General features: G+C 45.5%; 11 protein-coding genes. 3 read left to right on the top strand and 8 right to left on the bottom strand.

Annotated features, from left to right (window positions below):
• Window positions 1-65: 65 nt before the first annotated feature.
• Window positions 66-1,127 (top strand): tRNA 2-thiouridine(34) synthase MnmA, encoded by a 1,062-nt coding sequence (gene mnmA / locus ACK8P8_RS09140; protein WP_186978061.1) that lies wholly within the window; start codon window positions 66-68, stop codon window positions 1,125-1,127.
• On the opposite strand, the gene ACK8P8_RS09135 is transcribed toward mnmA, so the two are convergent.
• The 5 genes from ACK8P8_RS09135 to lysS form a co-directional block, all read right to left on the bottom strand.
• Window positions 1,104-2,765 carry a putative transporter gene (locus tag ACK8P8_RS09135; RefSeq protein WP_369858968.1) on the bottom strand — a complete coding sequence of 554 codons (1,662 nt, stop codon included), beginning with the start codon at window positions 2,763-2,765 and terminating at the stop codon, window positions 1,104-1,106. The genes mnmA and ACK8P8_RS09135 overlap by 24 nt on opposite strands.
• Window positions 2,766-2,799: 34 nt before the next feature.
• Complete coding sequence (locus tag ACK8P8_RS09130) at window positions 2,800-3,987, bottom strand: hypothetical protein (RefSeq protein ID WP_099294741.1); 1,188 nt, start codon at window positions 3,985-3,987, stop codon at window positions 2,800-2,802.
• A 4-nt stretch (window positions 3,988-3,991) separates the two neighbouring features.
• Complete coding sequence (locus ACK8P8_RS09125; protein ID WP_303179051.1) at window positions 3,992-4,933, bottom strand: nucleoside recognition domain-containing protein; 942 nt, start codon at window positions 4,931-4,933, stop codon at window positions 3,992-3,994.
• Between the two features lie 11 nt (window positions 4,934-4,944).
• Window positions 4,945-5,949 (bottom strand): NAD(P)H-dependent glycerol-3-phosphate dehydrogenase, encoded by a 1,005-nt coding sequence (locus tag ACK8P8_RS09120; RefSeq protein WP_292265762.1) that lies wholly within the window; start codon window positions 5,947-5,949, stop codon window positions 4,945-4,947.
• Window positions 5,950-6,043: 94 nt separating this feature from the next.
• Window positions 6,044-7,768, bottom strand: a complete 1,725-nt coding sequence (gene lysS / locus ACK8P8_RS09115) for a lysine--tRNA ligase (RefSeq protein WP_186978065.1) — start codon at window positions 7,766-7,768, stop codon at window positions 6,044-6,046.
• 296 nt (window positions 7,769-8,064) lie between these two features.
• On the opposite strand from lysS, the gene recJ reads away from it, so the two are divergent.
• Complete coding sequence (recJ, locus tag ACK8P8_RS09110; protein ID WP_186978067.1) at window positions 8,065-9,786, top strand: single-stranded-DNA-specific exonuclease RecJ; 1,722 nt, start codon at window positions 8,065-8,067, stop codon at window positions 9,784-9,786.
• 2 nt (window positions 9,787-9,788) lie between these two features.
• Window positions 9,789-10,406, top strand: coding sequence for a recombination mediator RecR (recR, locus tag ACK8P8_RS09105; protein ID WP_186978069.1), 618 nt, complete (start codon window positions 9,789-9,791; stop codon window positions 10,404-10,406).
• 61 nt (window positions 10,407-10,467) lie between these two features.
• Here recR and ACK8P8_RS09100 read toward each other — a convergent pair whose 3' ends face one another.
• From ACK8P8_RS09100 to ACK8P8_RS09090, 3 genes are all read right to left on the bottom strand, one after another.
• Window positions 10,468-11,631, bottom strand: coding sequence for an ATP-binding protein (locus ACK8P8_RS09100; RefSeq protein ID WP_410025795.1), 1,164 nt, complete (start codon window positions 11,629-11,631; stop codon window positions 10,468-10,470).
• A gap of 149 nt (window positions 11,632-11,780) precedes the next feature.
• Window positions 11,781-12,920, bottom strand: coding sequence for a FimB/Mfa2 family fimbrial subunit (locus tag ACK8P8_RS09095; protein ID WP_303179046.1), 1,140 nt, complete (start codon window positions 12,918-12,920; stop codon window positions 11,781-11,783).
• A gap of 39 nt (window positions 12,921-12,959) precedes the next feature.
• Window positions 12,960-15,860, bottom strand: coding sequence for a FimB/Mfa2 family fimbrial subunit (locus ACK8P8_RS09090; RefSeq protein ID WP_303179044.1), 2,901 nt, complete (start codon window positions 15,858-15,860; stop codon window positions 12,960-12,962).
• Window positions 15,861-15,875 lie beyond the last annotated feature (15 nt).

Raw genomic sequence — 15,875 nt, 5'->3', positions numbered from 1 at the left:
TAAGAGAAATTAATCGAGAAAAACAACAGGAGAATGATTATTTTTGTGCAATAAACAAAGAAAGCATGACAAAAATAATCGTTGGTCTGAGTGGTGGAGTGGATAGCTTCGTGACCGCACTCTTGTTACAACAACAAGGTTTTGAAGTGATTGGTATTCATCTTCGGTTATGGGATACACAGGTACAACCGTCACAAGAGGAGAGTCTAAACGAACTTTGCTCCCGAACCGGAATAAAATTATACCGGATTGACGGTCGGAAACTCTTCCAAGACACGGTTGTCACACCATTTATCCGCGGATACCTCTCCGGTGTTACCCCGAATCCCTGCGCTATCTGCAACAGTTTTGTCAAATGGGAACTTTTGCGCTCATTCGCGGATGAACTACAAGTTCACCATATTGCGACAGGGCATTACGTGAAAATTCTTCCTCACGATAAACATTATTACGTGCACAAAGGGGTTGATCCCAACAAAGACCAATCCTATTTTTTATGGGGTGTCCGGGAAGACATCCTTTCCCGTACCCTCACACCATTGGGAGATTACACGAAAGCCGAAGTGAAGGAATACGCCCGACAACACGATTTCCGGCAAATGGCAGATAAACGGGAAAGCATGAGCATTTGCTTTCTCGAAGGGAGCGATTACAGGGATTTTATTGCCCGTCAACCCGGTTCCGCGGCCTGCTTCACCCCCGGCATAATCATGGACAACACGGGGCAAATAGTAGGAGAACATAACGGCATCGGCAACTACACGATTGGGCAAAAGAGAGGCATCCCGTTGAAAGACGGTCGCCCCCAGTACGTGGCACGAATCAATCCCCTCGAAAACCGGATTATCGCGGGTGATAAATCTTCCCTCGATTGTACGCGCCTAGTCGTGAAAGACTCTCATTTCATCTGCCCCGAAGAAATCAAGGCGAATGACATTGAGATAAAAGTACGGGGATTAGGGCTAAACCCACAAGGCTACGCTCAAATTTCCTCGCTCCCCGACAACTCGCTTCTCGTGCAACTCTCCTCTCCCGCGTGGGCGGTTGCCCCGGGACAACCCGTGGCGTTCTACCGGGGCGATAGGGTTATCGGGGGCGGAATCCTAAGCGAACAGCAATATCAGTAATTGTGCCATCAATACCCGCAAGAACATCGTGAGCGGGTACACGGTAGCATAACTCACCGAAGGCGCATCATTCCCCGCCACACCGTTAGAATATGCCAAGGCTGGCGGGTCTGTCATACTTCCGGCAATCAATCCCATTAAAGTGAAATAGTTGACTTTATACACGGCTCGCGCTATGATTCCGATGATAATCAAAGGAACCAGCGTGATGATAACACCATAACCTATCCAAGCATAACCACCTTGATTGATAATCGTTTCCACGAAACCGTTTCCCGCACGCAATCCCACGCTGGCAAGGAATAAAGCGATACCCACTTCACGCAACATCAAGTTCGCACTCATGGTGGTATAAGTCACCAACCCGTATTGAGGCCCGAAACGGCTAACCAGAATAGCAATAATCAAAGGACCTCCCGCCAATCCCAGTTTCACGGGTTGCGGGATTCCGGGGAACGTAAACGGAATACTTCCCAGTACAATACCTAAAAATATACCCAAGAAGATAGGTACCAAATTCGGTTCGCGCAAACGGCGTAGAGAGTTACCCAACACCTTTGCCACGTTATTGACAGCCGCCTCCGGTCCCACCACCGTCAAACGGTCACCAATCTGCAATTGCAGATTCGGTCTTGCCACCAAATCCACTCCCGCACGATTCACCCGTGTCACGTTCACCCCGAAACAATTCCTCAACTTCATCTCACCCAACATTTTCCCGTTCACCGCGGCTTTCGTGATAGCAATACGTCGGGATACAAGTTTTTTATCTAATTTCTCCCATTCGACTTCAACCCTTTCGCCCAAGAATGCCGTGATAGCATCAATGTCTTGCAAGGCCGCCACCACGAGTAATTTATCCCCGGCACTCAAACAAGTTTCGGAAGAACCAAGTTCAATACTATCATCTTCGTGATAAACCCGGGAAAATACAAACTTCCGGTTTATCAAACGAGTTACTTCCTTCAAATCTTTTCCAAACAAGGCAGGATTGGTCACCCGCACGGAAAACTGTTGCGCATTGCTTCCTTTGTCCGTATCTTCCCGTTCCAACGCCTCATTTTCCTTTTCCAGATTCACCCGGAAAAGCACCCTCATCAACATAATCGAACAGATAATTCCGACCACACCCAACGGATAGGCAACGGCATATCCCAACGCAATCGTCGGGTCTTCCATCCCGGAAGCATCCATGTAAGCCTGCTGCGCGGCTCCCAGTCCCGGGGTATTCGTCACGGCTCCGGACAGGACTCCAACCATCGTCGTGATAGGCAGTCCCGTGACAACATGAATAATATAGGTAGTGACAACACCCAGCAACACGATTCCCGTCGCTAACATGTTTAACGTCATTCCTCCTTTCCGGAAAGAAGAAAAGAATCCCGGTCCCACTTGCAGCCCGACCGAATACACGAACAGGATTAACCCGAACTCCTGTACGAAATGCAAAATATGCCCGTCTACCTGCATTCCAAAATGACTACAGATAATTCCCACGAAAAGAATCCACGTGATACCCAAAGAAATTCCCCAAACCTTCACCTTGCCCAACACGATTCCCAAGGCGATGACGATCGCGAACATCAAAACAGAATGTGCAACCCCTTGCCCGAAAAACAGGTCACCTAACCAAGACATATCGATTTATGATTTATGATTTACGATTTATGATTTATGATTTCATTTGTTTTTTATCTGCTGACCGATGAAATTCTATATCATCCCTGAACAATTTCCGGTACGTGATGTACGTTTGGGATTGCTTCGCCCCGATATAGTGCATCAAATGCATCATTTGGGGATTGAAATCACCGACCCAACTCAAGTCCAACCAATCATATCGTTTTTTATCCTCTATCATTCTTTTACAGAAAGCATAAATCATGGCAGCCTCCACCCCGCGTCCTTGATACTCCGCGGCAACCCCGAATATCAATCCCAAGGCGACACGTCCCGGTTTTAGATAGCGATAATACAAGAATTTTAAAATACCTAGACCGCTAATTTTCCCGTTCACGTGCTTCACGATATAATTCAATTCGGGAATCGTGATAAAAAATCCTATCGGTTCACCTTTGTAATGAGCGAAATAAAGCAAATCCGGATCCAATACAGGCTTCAATGTTTTGAACAACACGTCCACTTGCTCTTTCTCCATGCCTGCCACACCATGCACGTCCATATTCCATGCCTTGTTATAAATGGTAAGAAAAGAAGATTTCGCTTGTTCCGGTGTCATCTCCCGGTAAGATATAATCCGATAATCTCCGTTTTTCAACAACCTTTCGGATTTCCAAATCACCACTTCGGAGAGGCTCTCCATCACCATCGGCGTACGATAAATATATTGCTTGAAGTAATCGCGAAACCCGTAATTCTCGAAAAACGGTACATAATACGGGTGCGTGTACGGCATCTGGAATACTGGCGGTTTAAAACCATCCACCAACAATCCCCACCATTCATTACGTTCCCCGAAATTCTCCGGTCCCTCCATAGCTTCCATCCCCCGTTCTTCCAACCAAGCACGACAACGATCGAACAACATAAAAGCAGCTTCCTGATCGTTAATACATTCGAAAAAACCCATACCACCCACGGTATAAGAATCTAACCGGCAAGTATCTTCGTCGATAAATGACGCCACACGTCCGACACATTTCCCGCTTTCATCCCGAAGCAACCAACGAGTACATTCGCCGTGTTTAAAGAAAGGATTCTTATCCTTGTCAAATACTTTCGTGATATCACTATCCAAAGGTCGTACCCAGTTCTTGTCATCCTTATACAAGGCTACCGGCAAAACCAGAAATTCTTTTGCCTGCTTTTCGTTTAAAACCTCTTCTATGGTATATTTCATATATTTATATACTAACGTTTTCTACTTTTACGACCGGATGTGCGTGTGCCCGCAAACCATAAATCCCCCGCCTAATCCACACCACGATTATCGCCAACACGACACGGGGAAATATCAGCCAGCCTATAGGCAACCCCATCACCACGAACAACAAAGGGTCTTCCAGTTGCGAATGGGAAATCGCCAAATGGTAATTCAACAAATCCGCTTCCTGATGTGCCAGTTTTCCTTCTTTGGCGTATTCCAGCATAATTGCCGAACCGTAAGCCAGACCAACCGTGTTGCCCACGAGCCACAGGAATGCCACATCCGGTTTTAACCCGAACACCCGCATCAACGGCGATAACATCGAGGAAAGAATCTTCAACACCCCAAATTCCTCCAAAACCCGCTGCAATATCATCAACCCGGTAATCATCAACACGATCTTCACGCACAACATCAAACTACTCTCCAACCAATGGATTAAAGTATCACCCAAGTTCATCGCGACTGCCGTTTCCGCCATCATCTGACCACCCATCTCCGGCAATATCCAATTTAACACGATAGCCGCCACGAAACTTCCCGCTACGCGAAGGAATATCATTCCCCTTGCCGAAGATCCCGTTTTCTGCAACACCAAGGTTTCCACGATAAAGTTGTGCGAGATCAAGCACATGGTCGCCATAATAAGGCTTTCCCTCACGGAAAAATCCAACGTGGCAAGCAACGCTATCACCGTGTATATATTCGTGAATATACTGGTCACAAAAACCAAAGCCGCATCTCCCGGCAATCCGATCAACGTGAACAGGGGAGCCGCGAAAGAAGATATATAAGGCAGGATATTAAAATACGAGAGCAACGTCACGAACAAAGAAACCGGCAACATGATTTTCAAAAACCACATCGACGTCTTCATTGCCACGGGCACGGCCTTTCGTACACACTTCCAAAACCTCATACAATTGAAAATTATCTCAGTTCATCTGTCAGCAAACGGATCTCCATCGTGGGACTGATACGCTCGTAGAGAATGTTATACACGGCATTGGTGATCGGCATATGCACCTTAAATTCTTCGTTTATCTCGTGAATACCTTTCACTCCGAAATATCCCTCGGCAATCATTAACATCTCCATTTGAGCCGATTTCACGGAATAGCCCTTCCCGATCATCGTTCCGAACGTCCGGTTCCGGCTAAACTGCGAATAGGATGTCACGAGTAAATCCCCCAGATAAGCCGAAAACTTAATGTCCCGCTGCATGGGATGTACCGTGTTCACGAAACGTTCCATCTCCTGAATAGCATTGGATATCAGCACGGCTTGAAAATTATCCCCGTAACGTAAACCGTGACAAATACCCGCCGCGATAGCAAACACGTTCTTCAACACGGCTCCGTACTCCGTCCCGTAAATATCATCGGATATCGTGGTCTTCACGTAAAAGCACTCGAACAATTGCGCCACCAACCGGGCTATTTTCAGATTCTGGCTCGCGAACGTGAGATACGACAAACGTTCCAAAGCTATCTCTTCCGAGTGGCAAGGTCCGGATATAATCACGATCTGCTCCAAAGGCACTTCATATTGTTGATGAAAGAACTCCCCGATAGTCAAGTTCTCATCCGGAATCAATCCTTTAATAGCGGAAACAATCACTTTATTTTTCAAGGGGATCTGCAATCTTGAAGTCACGACATTTCTCACGAAAGCGCTTGGAATGGCAAACACGATCACGTCGGAATTCATTACCAGCTTGTCCAAATCATCCGTGAATGTGATCTTGTCCAAATCGAACTCGACTTCACACAGATACCTCGGGTTGTGTTTTAATACTTTAAAGGCTTTAATCGATTCGATATTTCGCATGAACCAATTGATATGCCCGTTATTTTCTGTCAGCATTTTCGCGATTGCGGTAGCCCAACTACCTCCGCCCACAACACCAATCCGCGGTTTATCCACTATTTCCATATCATATAGTTTATAAAGTTTTTAAAGTTCATAAAGTTCATAAGGTAAAAACAAAAACTTTATAGACCTTATGAACCTTATAAACTTTATGAACTTATTTGAACCAATCCTTTACTTCGTCCTGTGACAAAGTCTTCAATCCTAATTTCATCTTCTTGTTCAAGCCGCTCAACTCTTGATGCAACTTGTTCGGATTTTCCACCGTTTTCAAAGCCTCTACGGTCTGGAATCCGGCCTTGCGCACCACTTGTACCCAGTCGGCAGGAATACCCAACTCGATAAACTTCTCGTCCGGATCGTTCACGACCACCTTTTCCGGCTTCATCTGCGGGAAAAGCAACACATCTTGGATAGACAGGCTATTGGTCAAGAACATGCACAAACGGTCGATACCGATACCCATGCCGGAAGTCGGCGGCATCCCGTATTCTAGCGCACGCACGAAATCATAATCGATGAACATCGCCTCGTCGTCCCCTCTCTCTTGAAGAGCCAACTGATCCTTGAACCGATTCAACTGGTCGATCGGGTCATTCAACTCGGAATAAGCATTAGCCACCTCTTTCCCGTTCACGAACAACTCGAAACGTTCCGTCAATCCCGGATCATTACGATGCATTTTAGTCAACGGGGACATCTCTACTGGATAGTCATAAATAAACGTCGGTTGGATATAATGCCCTTCGCACTTCTCCCCGAATATCTCGTCAATCAATTTTCCTTTCCCCATGGTTTCATCTACCTTTAAACCGATAGACAAACAAAACTCACGTATCTCGTCCTCGCTCTTGCCGGTAATATCAAACCCGGTATATTCCATGATTGCCTCGGACATCTTCACCCGCTTGAAAGGTGGTTTGAAATCCACTTCATTCTCCCCGAAAACGGCTTTTGTAGTTCCGTTCACGGCAATAGCGGCAGCTTCAATCATGCGCTCCGTGGAATCCATCATCCATAAATAATCCTTATAAGGCACGTACACCTCCATACAAGTAAATTCCGGGTTATGTGTACGGTCCATACCTTCATTCCGAAAATTCCGCGAAAACTCGAACACGCCGTTAAATCCCCCCACGATCAGACGTTTCAAGTACAACTCGTTGGCGATTCTCAAATAAAACGGGATATCCAATGCATTATGATGCGTGATAAAAGGACGTGCTGAAGCACCGCCCGGTATCGCTTGCAACACGGGAGTTTCCACCTCCAGACATCCCATTTCCGTGTAGAACTGCCGGATAGCGTTGATCATCTTCGTCCGCTTGATAAAAACATCCTTCACCTGCGGGTTCACAATTAAATCCAAATAACGTTGACGATAACGCAATTCCGGATCGGTAAAAGCATCAAAAACCTTCCCGTCTTTCTCTTTCACGATCGGAAGCGGACGCAAGGACTTGGACAACATCACCAGCTCTTTCGCGTGCACGGAAATCTCTCCCATATTCGTGCGGAACGCGAACCCTTTCACTCCAACGATATCCCCGATATCCATCAACTTTTTGAATACCGTGTTATACATCGTGCAAGCTTCATCCCGACTCACATCATCCCGACTCACGTAGACCTGAATCCTACCCTCGGCGTCTTGTAATTCAAAAAATGAAGCCTTACCCATGATGCGTCGACTCATCATTCGCCCGGCAATCACAACTTCCTGCAATTCCTCCGGTGATTTTTCAAATTTATCAAGAATCTCTTTAGAAAGGTGAGTTACTTTAAATTCCGGTGCCGGATAGGCATTAATTCCCAAATTCTTCAACTCGTTCAAAGAGTTCCGGCGAATAATTTCCTGTTCGCTTAATTCTGCAAGACTCATTCTTATATACTTTTAAGGGTTATATTTACTTTTGAACTGCAAAGATAATAATTAAAGTTTATAAAGTTCATAAGGTTCATAAAGTTTATAAGGTTTAAGACCCTGTCCGAAGGACGTCCGTTACTTTATGAACTTTATAAACCTTATAAACTTTATGAACTTTTCAAACTCTACCCGATTGAAATACAAACGCATAATCCCCCATCGTCACAACCTGTTAAAAAATATAATCGCTATTCTTTTGAAATCCCGAGGAAATTCCGCTTCTTTGTAAGTTGAATAGGAGAAAGTAAATAATGAAGAAAAGATGGGTTATCAATACCCCACCCGAGTGGGCAAAAATAGACGCATTATCCAAAGATCTTGACTGCAGTTACGTCATTGCAAACCTGTTACTTCAACGGGGTGTGAATACTGCAGAAGAGGCTCATGCTTTCTTCAACCCAACCCTTAACATGCTGCACGATCCATTCCTAATGAAGGATATGGATAAAGCGGTCACCCGATTGGAGAGAGCCATTGGCAACGAAGAAAAGATCATGATCTATGGCGATTACGACGTGGACGGGACAACAGCTGTAGCCTTACTTTACAAGTATCTCAAGAACAAATGCGAGAATCCGGAATATTACATCCCGGACCGTTACACGGAAGGATACGGGGTTTCCATTCGTGCCATTGATTACGCGGCAGAGAACGGCATATCACTGATGATCGTCACCGACTGCGGGGTTAAGGCTGTTGAAAAGGTACGTTATGCCAAATCAAAAGGCGTGGATGTTATCATCTGCGACCACCACACGCCGGGAGATGAACTTCCCGATGCCGTGGCAGTCCTCGATCCGCAACGAAAAGACTGTAATTACCCCTACCGCTGGCTAAGCGGTTGCGGTGTCAGTTTCAAACTAGCACAGGCATACAGCCTCAGACACAACCTCCCCATGTCCGACTTGTACAAGTTACTCGATCTGGTTTGTGTCAGCATAGCTAGCGATATCGTGCCGATCACGGGAGAGAATCGTATTCTTGCTTATTTCGGACTGTTGCAATTGAACCAGAATCCCAGTCTTGGGCTGAAAACCATATTAAAATTCTCCGGTATTGACAAAGACCTAACCGTGAACGACATCGTGTTCCGCATAGGACCGAAAATCAACGCAGCAGGTCGGGTAGAATCGGGGAACAAATCCGTGGAACTGCTGATTGCCGATGACGAGAAAAAAGCGGCGGAAGTTGCAGGGAGCATCAATAACTTCAACGACCAACGCAAAAAACTCGACCACGACATCACCGAAGAAGCCCTCGAATACATCAACCAATCCCACTACGATCAAACCCAAAAAGCTACCGTACTTTACAACCCGAACTGGCACAAAGGTGTCATCGGTATCGTGGCTTCCCGGTTGACGGAATACTACTATCGCCCGACAGTCATCCTCACCGAATCAAACGGTCTGGCAACAGGCTCCGCCCGTTCCGTGGAAGGATTTGACTTGTACTACGCCATCTCGCAATGCAGCGAGTATCTGGAAAATTACGGCGGACACAAATACGCGGCAGGTTTGACTCTGAAACTGGAAAACATTGAGCCTTTTAAAGCCAAATTCCAAAAAATCGTGAGCGAAACCATTACCGAAGAGATGTTGACGCCTCAAATCAACATCGACGTGCAAATTAAACTGAACGATATCACGGCGGAACTCTACACGATGATTCAAAAATTCGCCCCGTTCGGTCCCAACAACACGATTCCGGTATTCATGACCGACAATGTGACAAACTTCATCGGCTCGAAACAAGTGGGCAGAAACAATGAACACCTCAAGTTAGTGGTTGTTGACGACACCCGCTTATGCAACGACCGGAGCGGTATCGCCTTCGGCATGGGGGAAGATTTCTCCCGCATCAGCAAAGGTGAATACTTCGATATATGCTATACCCTGCAGGAAAATGAATTCATGGGCAGGAGTGACATACAAATGATGATCCGTGATATAAAATTCAAAGAAGAGGAGTAAACATGCAATCTTTATCGTCCAAATTACTGGAAAAAGCGGTAGAACAATTTGCTTCCCTCCCGGGAATAGGACGCAAAACCGCCTTGCGCTACGTGCTGCACATGCTCCGGCAAAGCCCCGAGGAAGTGAAGCAATTCACGGATAGCATCACTGCCTTGAAAGAATCCATCCGAGAATGTCGTCAATGCCACAATATCTCCGACGAAGACATGTGCGAAATTTGTTCCGACCCCAAACGGGATGCACAGACCATCTGTGTCGTGGAAAACATCAAGGACATCATGTCCCTCGAAGCCACCGGACAATATCGCGGACTCTACCACGTCCTCGGCGGCATTATCTCGCCCATGGACGGTATCGGACCCTCCGACCTCAACATCACGAGCCTGCTGGAACGGGTAGCCAACACCCCCGTGAAAGAAATTATCTTTGCCCTCCGTGCCACCATCGAAGGCGACACCACGGGTTACTACATCTTCAAGAAACTACCCCGTAAAGACGAATTACTCGTCAGCACTCTCGCCAAAGGCATCGCCGTCGGCAATGACCTCGAATACACCGACGAACTCACCTTGGGACGTTCCATCGTGAACCGGGTAAGGTTTGAGCTGAACGGGTAAACTTCTATTGAAGGGGAATCATTTGTATTTACGGAATATCCCTAAAACGACACCTCAAGAATTATTTAAGTATAGTATCAAAATTAGAGTAGTTTAATAGTTTAATCTCTCCCACATTATTTTCTAACATACCTGCATAAACAATAGCCTTTTCAACCACCGGTTCTTTTATCCAAGAATCAAACAGCCTTAATGTTTTTTCAAAGTCACGGTTATAAGTCATAGCAGATTTAATCTCGACACCGACAAATCCATCATTCCGCTTCATCAACAAATCCACCTCATTTTGATTACTATCCCTGTAAAAAAACAAATTACTCTCTTTTCCCTCATTATAACGTTTCTTGAGAGCTTCCATCACCACAAAATTCTCGAAAATAGCCCCGCGCATCTTATCCCGTGCCAACTGCTCTGCTGATTCGATACCCAATAGATAACAAGCAAGTCCCGTATCCATGAAATACAATTTAGGCGTTTTTGTCAGCCGTTTACGTGAATTTGCAAAATAAGGCGGCAATAACATCACGAGATAAGACGCTTGAAGCACAGACAGCCATGCCATGATCGTATTAACAGCAACCCCAACCTCATTAGATAGCTCGGAAGCATTAAACAATGAACCTATCCGCCCCGCACAAAGTCTTATAAAAGTATGAAATTGCATCATATCTTTTATCTGTAACAAATCCCGTACATCTTTATCCAAATAAGTTTTTACATACGAAGGATACAAAAATTTAGGAACATTACTTCCCGAATATATTGCCGGATAAAAACCATCAAATAGCAATTCATCCAATGACTTTTCTTTTGATAACTCTTTTATTTCAGAGTAAGACATCGGTAATAACTCAAACACGGCTGTACGCCCGGCTAACGACTGCGATACCTTTCTAAGCATTGCAAATTGCGAACTGCCCGAAAGAATAAACCGACGTCGAGGGTTTTCATCCACCATTCCTTGAATATACGAAAGTAAATCGGGAGCATTATGTACCTCATCCAGTATCATACCGTCAGGATGCTGGTTCAAAAATGCGATCGGATCACGCAAGGCAAAATCCCTGACATCCAAATTTTCAAGTGAAAAATAGGGTAGATTTTCAAACAAGTTACATATAAGCGTCGTCTTCCCGGACTGACGCGGTCCCGTGATTGTAATTACAGGAAAATAAGCTACCGCTTCTCGAATAACCTCTGCTAACTCTCTGTTTATAAAATTCATTCCAGTCATTTATGCAAATTTAAAGTTGTATTGCAAAATTACATAAATCATTCCGATAAACCAAATATAATCTCATCTATACTCTCCTTCTATCCTCCCCCACGAGAAAAACAAGAGAGGCAGAAATTTTCTCCTGCCTCTCCATTTATTTAATCACCTACCACAACATCTTCATTCTCACCCTTCTCCCAATCCTCTTCCGTGCCTCCCGGTCGAACTGTTCCTCCCGGCTCACCGACCTCGATATCTTCCGAGTTTCCCGTTTCCCAGTCATCGGGGAAGACTTCCAGTTCGACATCATTCTTTTTCTCTTCGATCTTGTCGTCCGGCAAAGTTTCGGTCTTTCCGGTTTCATCCGTCGTTTCCACTTTATTCAAAGTAGACTCCAGTTGCCCGTCACCGGAAGTACTCTCGTTGACTTCCATATCCATCACAACTTGCATATCCGGGTTCGTTTCCACGGCAAGACTGAAAAGATGGGATAAAATTATCTCCTCTGAATCATCTTTCGCGATAATATTACACTCGATATTATTATCTCCCGCGCTACCGCCTTCATTTATCACAGCGATATTCATCGTTGCCGAATAATTATTATCTCCCTCGGCACGACCTAGCCCTCTCGCCAAACCGCCTTTCGCCATCGTCACGAATACTGTTCCCGGATTCTTCCATTCCGTATCCCCGAAACCAAGCGTTGTCCCCACGTTAGGGACAAGCACTCCCGCCTCGGCAATTCTCCCGGAATTATCCGTCATCTGGACTTTCGTTGCCGCGAGCGTCCGTTTCACGGTAAGCTCCGCTTTCGTGTCCTCGTCACCCACGGTTAACGTATTCTTGGCAAAAAGCACGTCGCCCAGCGGGGTGAAATTGGCTGCATTGTTCTTCCTCGTCAACTGAATCTTCATATCGGCAAGAGCCGTACCCACGGCATCTCCCGCTATATTGGCATCCTCAGGTACATTACCCACGAAAGCGATCGTGTAGCTTCCCTTATCCAATTCCACGTCTTTAATATCCGCCACGGAATTATACTTGTAGCTTTTCTGCAATTTTCCCGCTTGGTCGAACACGTACAAACGCACGTGCGAGATAATCCCTTTCAGACCGGCATCATCCAAATTGCCGACACCGCTTTTCAAGGTAAATCCGACCTTCACGGTTTCCGTTCCCGGTGTTGGGTCCGGATTCGGCTCAGGGTCCGGATCTGGCTCTCCACTTCCGCCGCCGCAACTGCAAAAATTAAGCGCCAACGACAATACCATGAATATATAAATAAACTTTTTCATTCAATACATTTTAATGGTTATTACTAGAACGCTTTATCATCAATTCCGATACCCGTTCACCGTTATTGTTCTTTGCAAATCGGAATGTTTTGACTTCAAGTTCACTAAAATCTTACACGACGACACGCCTTCCAGCATCACAAGCTCTCCCTTTGTCCATGCGTTTCCATCGCCTCCGGACGGTTCCATTTCCAACGTCCCTTCACCTTCAACACATGTCGTTTCAACAAACCAAGCCGTATTTGAAAATATTTCAAACGTGAACGAATCTCCCGCTGCCACGGAATACGAATCTTTACCGTTCGTTTCAAGTTTCTCTACTGTTGCCCCTTCTTGGTTAATTCGCACGGCTCCGGTAGAGTGGCGCCCGGCACGTACAATAACTTCTCCACTCCTAAAAAAATCTGCCCCGTACAAGTTAGGTTTCACCCTCACTTTCAGTTTGGCATTACCATTTCCTTTTAAAGTTTCATAATTGTAAGAAACACTGTCATTCCCGTATATCAAGGTCATGAAACCTTCCCAATCGGCACGCAACTCACAACTCCATGCTCCATTTGATGTAATATCAATGTCATACACACCGCCATCTCCCGAAGCATTAATTTCTTGCTGAGTTATAACAAGCGTGATTCCATCCGGACTGAAATTCGGGGAATCCTCCACGTAAACATACAACGCACCGCTATTATATCTTTCCAACAGCACGGAAGGCAATTTCCCTGTCAGATTCGGATTCCTCGACAAGTCAAAATCTTCCAGATTCGTCAGACCGTTGAACGAGTCCGGAATCGCCGTGAGTCCGCAATTCGTCAATGTCAAGTACTCCAACGTACTCATTTGTCCCAACCAATCCGGCAAACCGTTTTGTGCAAAAACAGGAGAATATATAGTCAAATCTTCCAGTCTCAAATCCTTTATTGCTTGAATATTGGCAGGAGTAAGATTATCGTTCGCCAAAGCCAATTCCCGCAAAGACGTCCACCGTGTCACGGTAGTGGGAATCTCTATACCACTGAACCCGGCAAGGGCAAGTCCTGTAAGCGATTCTCCCGTCATATTCCATAAAGCATTCGGGAAAGTACAATTAGTCCCCGCTTGAATGAACAGGTATTTTAATTCAGTCAGTTGACTAAAGTCCACATTAACCGAAGAAATCGCAGATTTCGAAAGATCGATATCTTCATTTTTACCATCATCATCATAAGGTACTTCAAAAACAAGCACTTGCAGATTTACCAGATTAGTGATATGTGATGGAATCGCCGTTAAACTTTCACTACATATTTCCAACAATTTCAAACTAACAGGTAATTCGGGTAGAGTCGTGCCATACGTGTAAACAGAAAGCTCCTCCAATTTGCTCATCTCCTTAATAAATGCCGGAATTTCAGTCAGGCAGCCATAAGAACTCTCCCCGGTACTAAAACATTTTAATTCAGTCAAATTCTTGAAAGACTCCGGCAAACTCCAAGCAGACGGAGTACTATTTCTTGAAGCTTTAGCATTTGTTTTCGCCGCCTGTGTCGACTTTACCCCTCCCCCGTGATCATAATCATTATCACTATAATCATCTAATCGAGAATAACCTATTCTCACGACACGTCCCGCCGCGTTCATCTCCACGTTATACCACAAATTAATATTATCCCCGCTCCAACCACTAACATCAAGCCCCGCCGCTCTCATCGCATCCCGCAATTCCAGCATAACAGCCTTATCATCAACCGACACATCCGGCATCTTCGGCAACACGACCACCACGTTGCCCGTCGTATCGAGTACCACGTTCTTCACCGGGGCAGGCAGTGCATAAAGATTATTATCCACGGAATCCCGCAATGAAATATTTTGCAAGGTATAATTCCCGACAAGCACCCGGTCACGACACTTCACTATAAGCGTATCCTCGCTAACGTAAAGGGAATTGTACGAGTCATATTTATTGGCATACAAAGAATACACGTGCTCTCCTTTACCATCCACGATATCAGCCATCAGATGATGAACCCGGTTAAAATTCACCGTTGAACCGTTCTCCACCAAGAATTTCACGGTCAAACTATCAAGATATATTTTCTGAATTGCCGTAATATCCTCACTCTCCGAAGCTCCCCACTCTTCCAAGCTCATTTCAATCGCCACGTCGAAAACACCTCCCACGACATTCACCTTCGCGTTGATCGTGTGAATCTTGTTTGCCTCCACCTTATTTTTCAATGCAGACACGTAAGTCTTTATTTCGCCATCCTCCACGATCACGAATTTCAAGCGAGCCAGAGAATCGACACAAGTCGGGAAAGCTATCGCCTGACCTTTCATCAATTCCCCGTCCTTGCTCATCGGCACTTTCAATTGTGCTTTCGTGTCTTTGGGAGTCCCGTTAAAACTTACGGATTTTGGGGAGCCCAACAAAGTCACGCTTTGCAATTCCACGCCTCCTTTCAACCCGCTCACATTGATATCCAGACGTCCCACCATACGGCTTAAAGCTGCATCGCTCGTCTTATCCTCTCCCACCGTGATCTTATCCGTACCGGAGAAAATACTACCGGGCAAAATAATATCACCGTTAGCATCCGCTTGCAACGTGACAACAACATCATCCAGTTTAGCGCCCTCTGCCAACCCGCTAATCTGTTGTTTGTCAATATTGGAAAGATAAGCAAAAGTATAAGCCCCCAAAGGCAATTTCACGGGAGTCACGTTAGCCAACCCGTTATATTCCTTTTGTTGCGAGAAAGTACCGTCCTCGTTAAAAATCAATAAATGCAAACCAGTAATTTCCTTGCTTAATGCGTCCGCCGACAAATCAGAAGACCTGCTGCTGAACGTCAAGGCAACCTCTTTACCCGGACCTTCACCTTCGAGCTGATCTTCCCGGCATCCCGTGAACAACACGGTCGACAATACAATGAGAGTATATAATATTCTTTTCATTTCGCTATCATTTTA

The organism is Butyricimonas muris (assembly GCF_046365375.1).
GTDB classification, from domain to species: Bacteria; Bacteroidota; Bacteroidia; order Bacteroidales; family Marinifilaceae; genus Butyricimonas; species Butyricimonas muris.
This window is presented reverse-complemented; position numbering and strand designations above follow the sequence as displayed.

Coding starts and splice junctions, on each gene's coding strand:
- mnmA (WP_186978061.1), top strand. CDS start 66: ATGACAAAAATAATCGTTGGTCTGAGTGGTGGAGTGGATAGCTTCGTG.
- ACK8P8_RS09135 (WP_369858968.1), bottom strand. CDS start 2,765: ATGTCTTGGTTAGGTGACCTGTTTTTCGGGCAAGGGGTTGCACATTCT.
- ACK8P8_RS09130 (WP_099294741.1), bottom strand. CDS start 3,987: ATGAAATATACCATAGAAGAGGTTTTAAACGAAAAGCAGGCAAAAGAA.
- ACK8P8_RS09125 (WP_303179051.1), bottom strand. CDS start 4,933: ATGAGGTTTTGGAAGTGTGTACGAAAGGCCGTGCCCGTGGCAATGAAG.
- ACK8P8_RS09120 (WP_292265762.1), bottom strand. CDS start 5,949: ATGGAAATAGTGGATAAACCGCGGATTGGTGTTGTGGGCGGAGGTAGT.
- lysS (WP_186978065.1), bottom strand. CDS start 7,768: ATGAGTCTTGCAGAATTAAGCGAACAGGAAATTATTCGCCGGAACTCT.
- recJ (WP_186978067.1), top strand. CDS start 8,065: ATGAAGAAAAGATGGGTTATCAATACCCCACCCGAGTGGGCAAAAATA.
- recR (WP_186978069.1), top strand. CDS start 9,789: ATGCAATCTTTATCGTCCAAATTACTGGAAAAAGCGGTAGAACAATTT.
- ACK8P8_RS09100 (WP_410025795.1), bottom strand. CDS start 11,631: ATGAATTTTATAAACAGAGAGTTAGCAGAGGTTATTCGAGAAGCGGTA.
- ACK8P8_RS09095 (WP_303179046.1), bottom strand. CDS start 12,920: ATGAAAAAGTTTATTTATATATTCATGGTATTGTCGTTGGCGCTTAAT.
- ACK8P8_RS09090 (WP_303179044.1), bottom strand. CDS start 15,860: ATGAAAAGAATATTATATACTCTCATTGTATTGTCGACCGTGTTGTTC.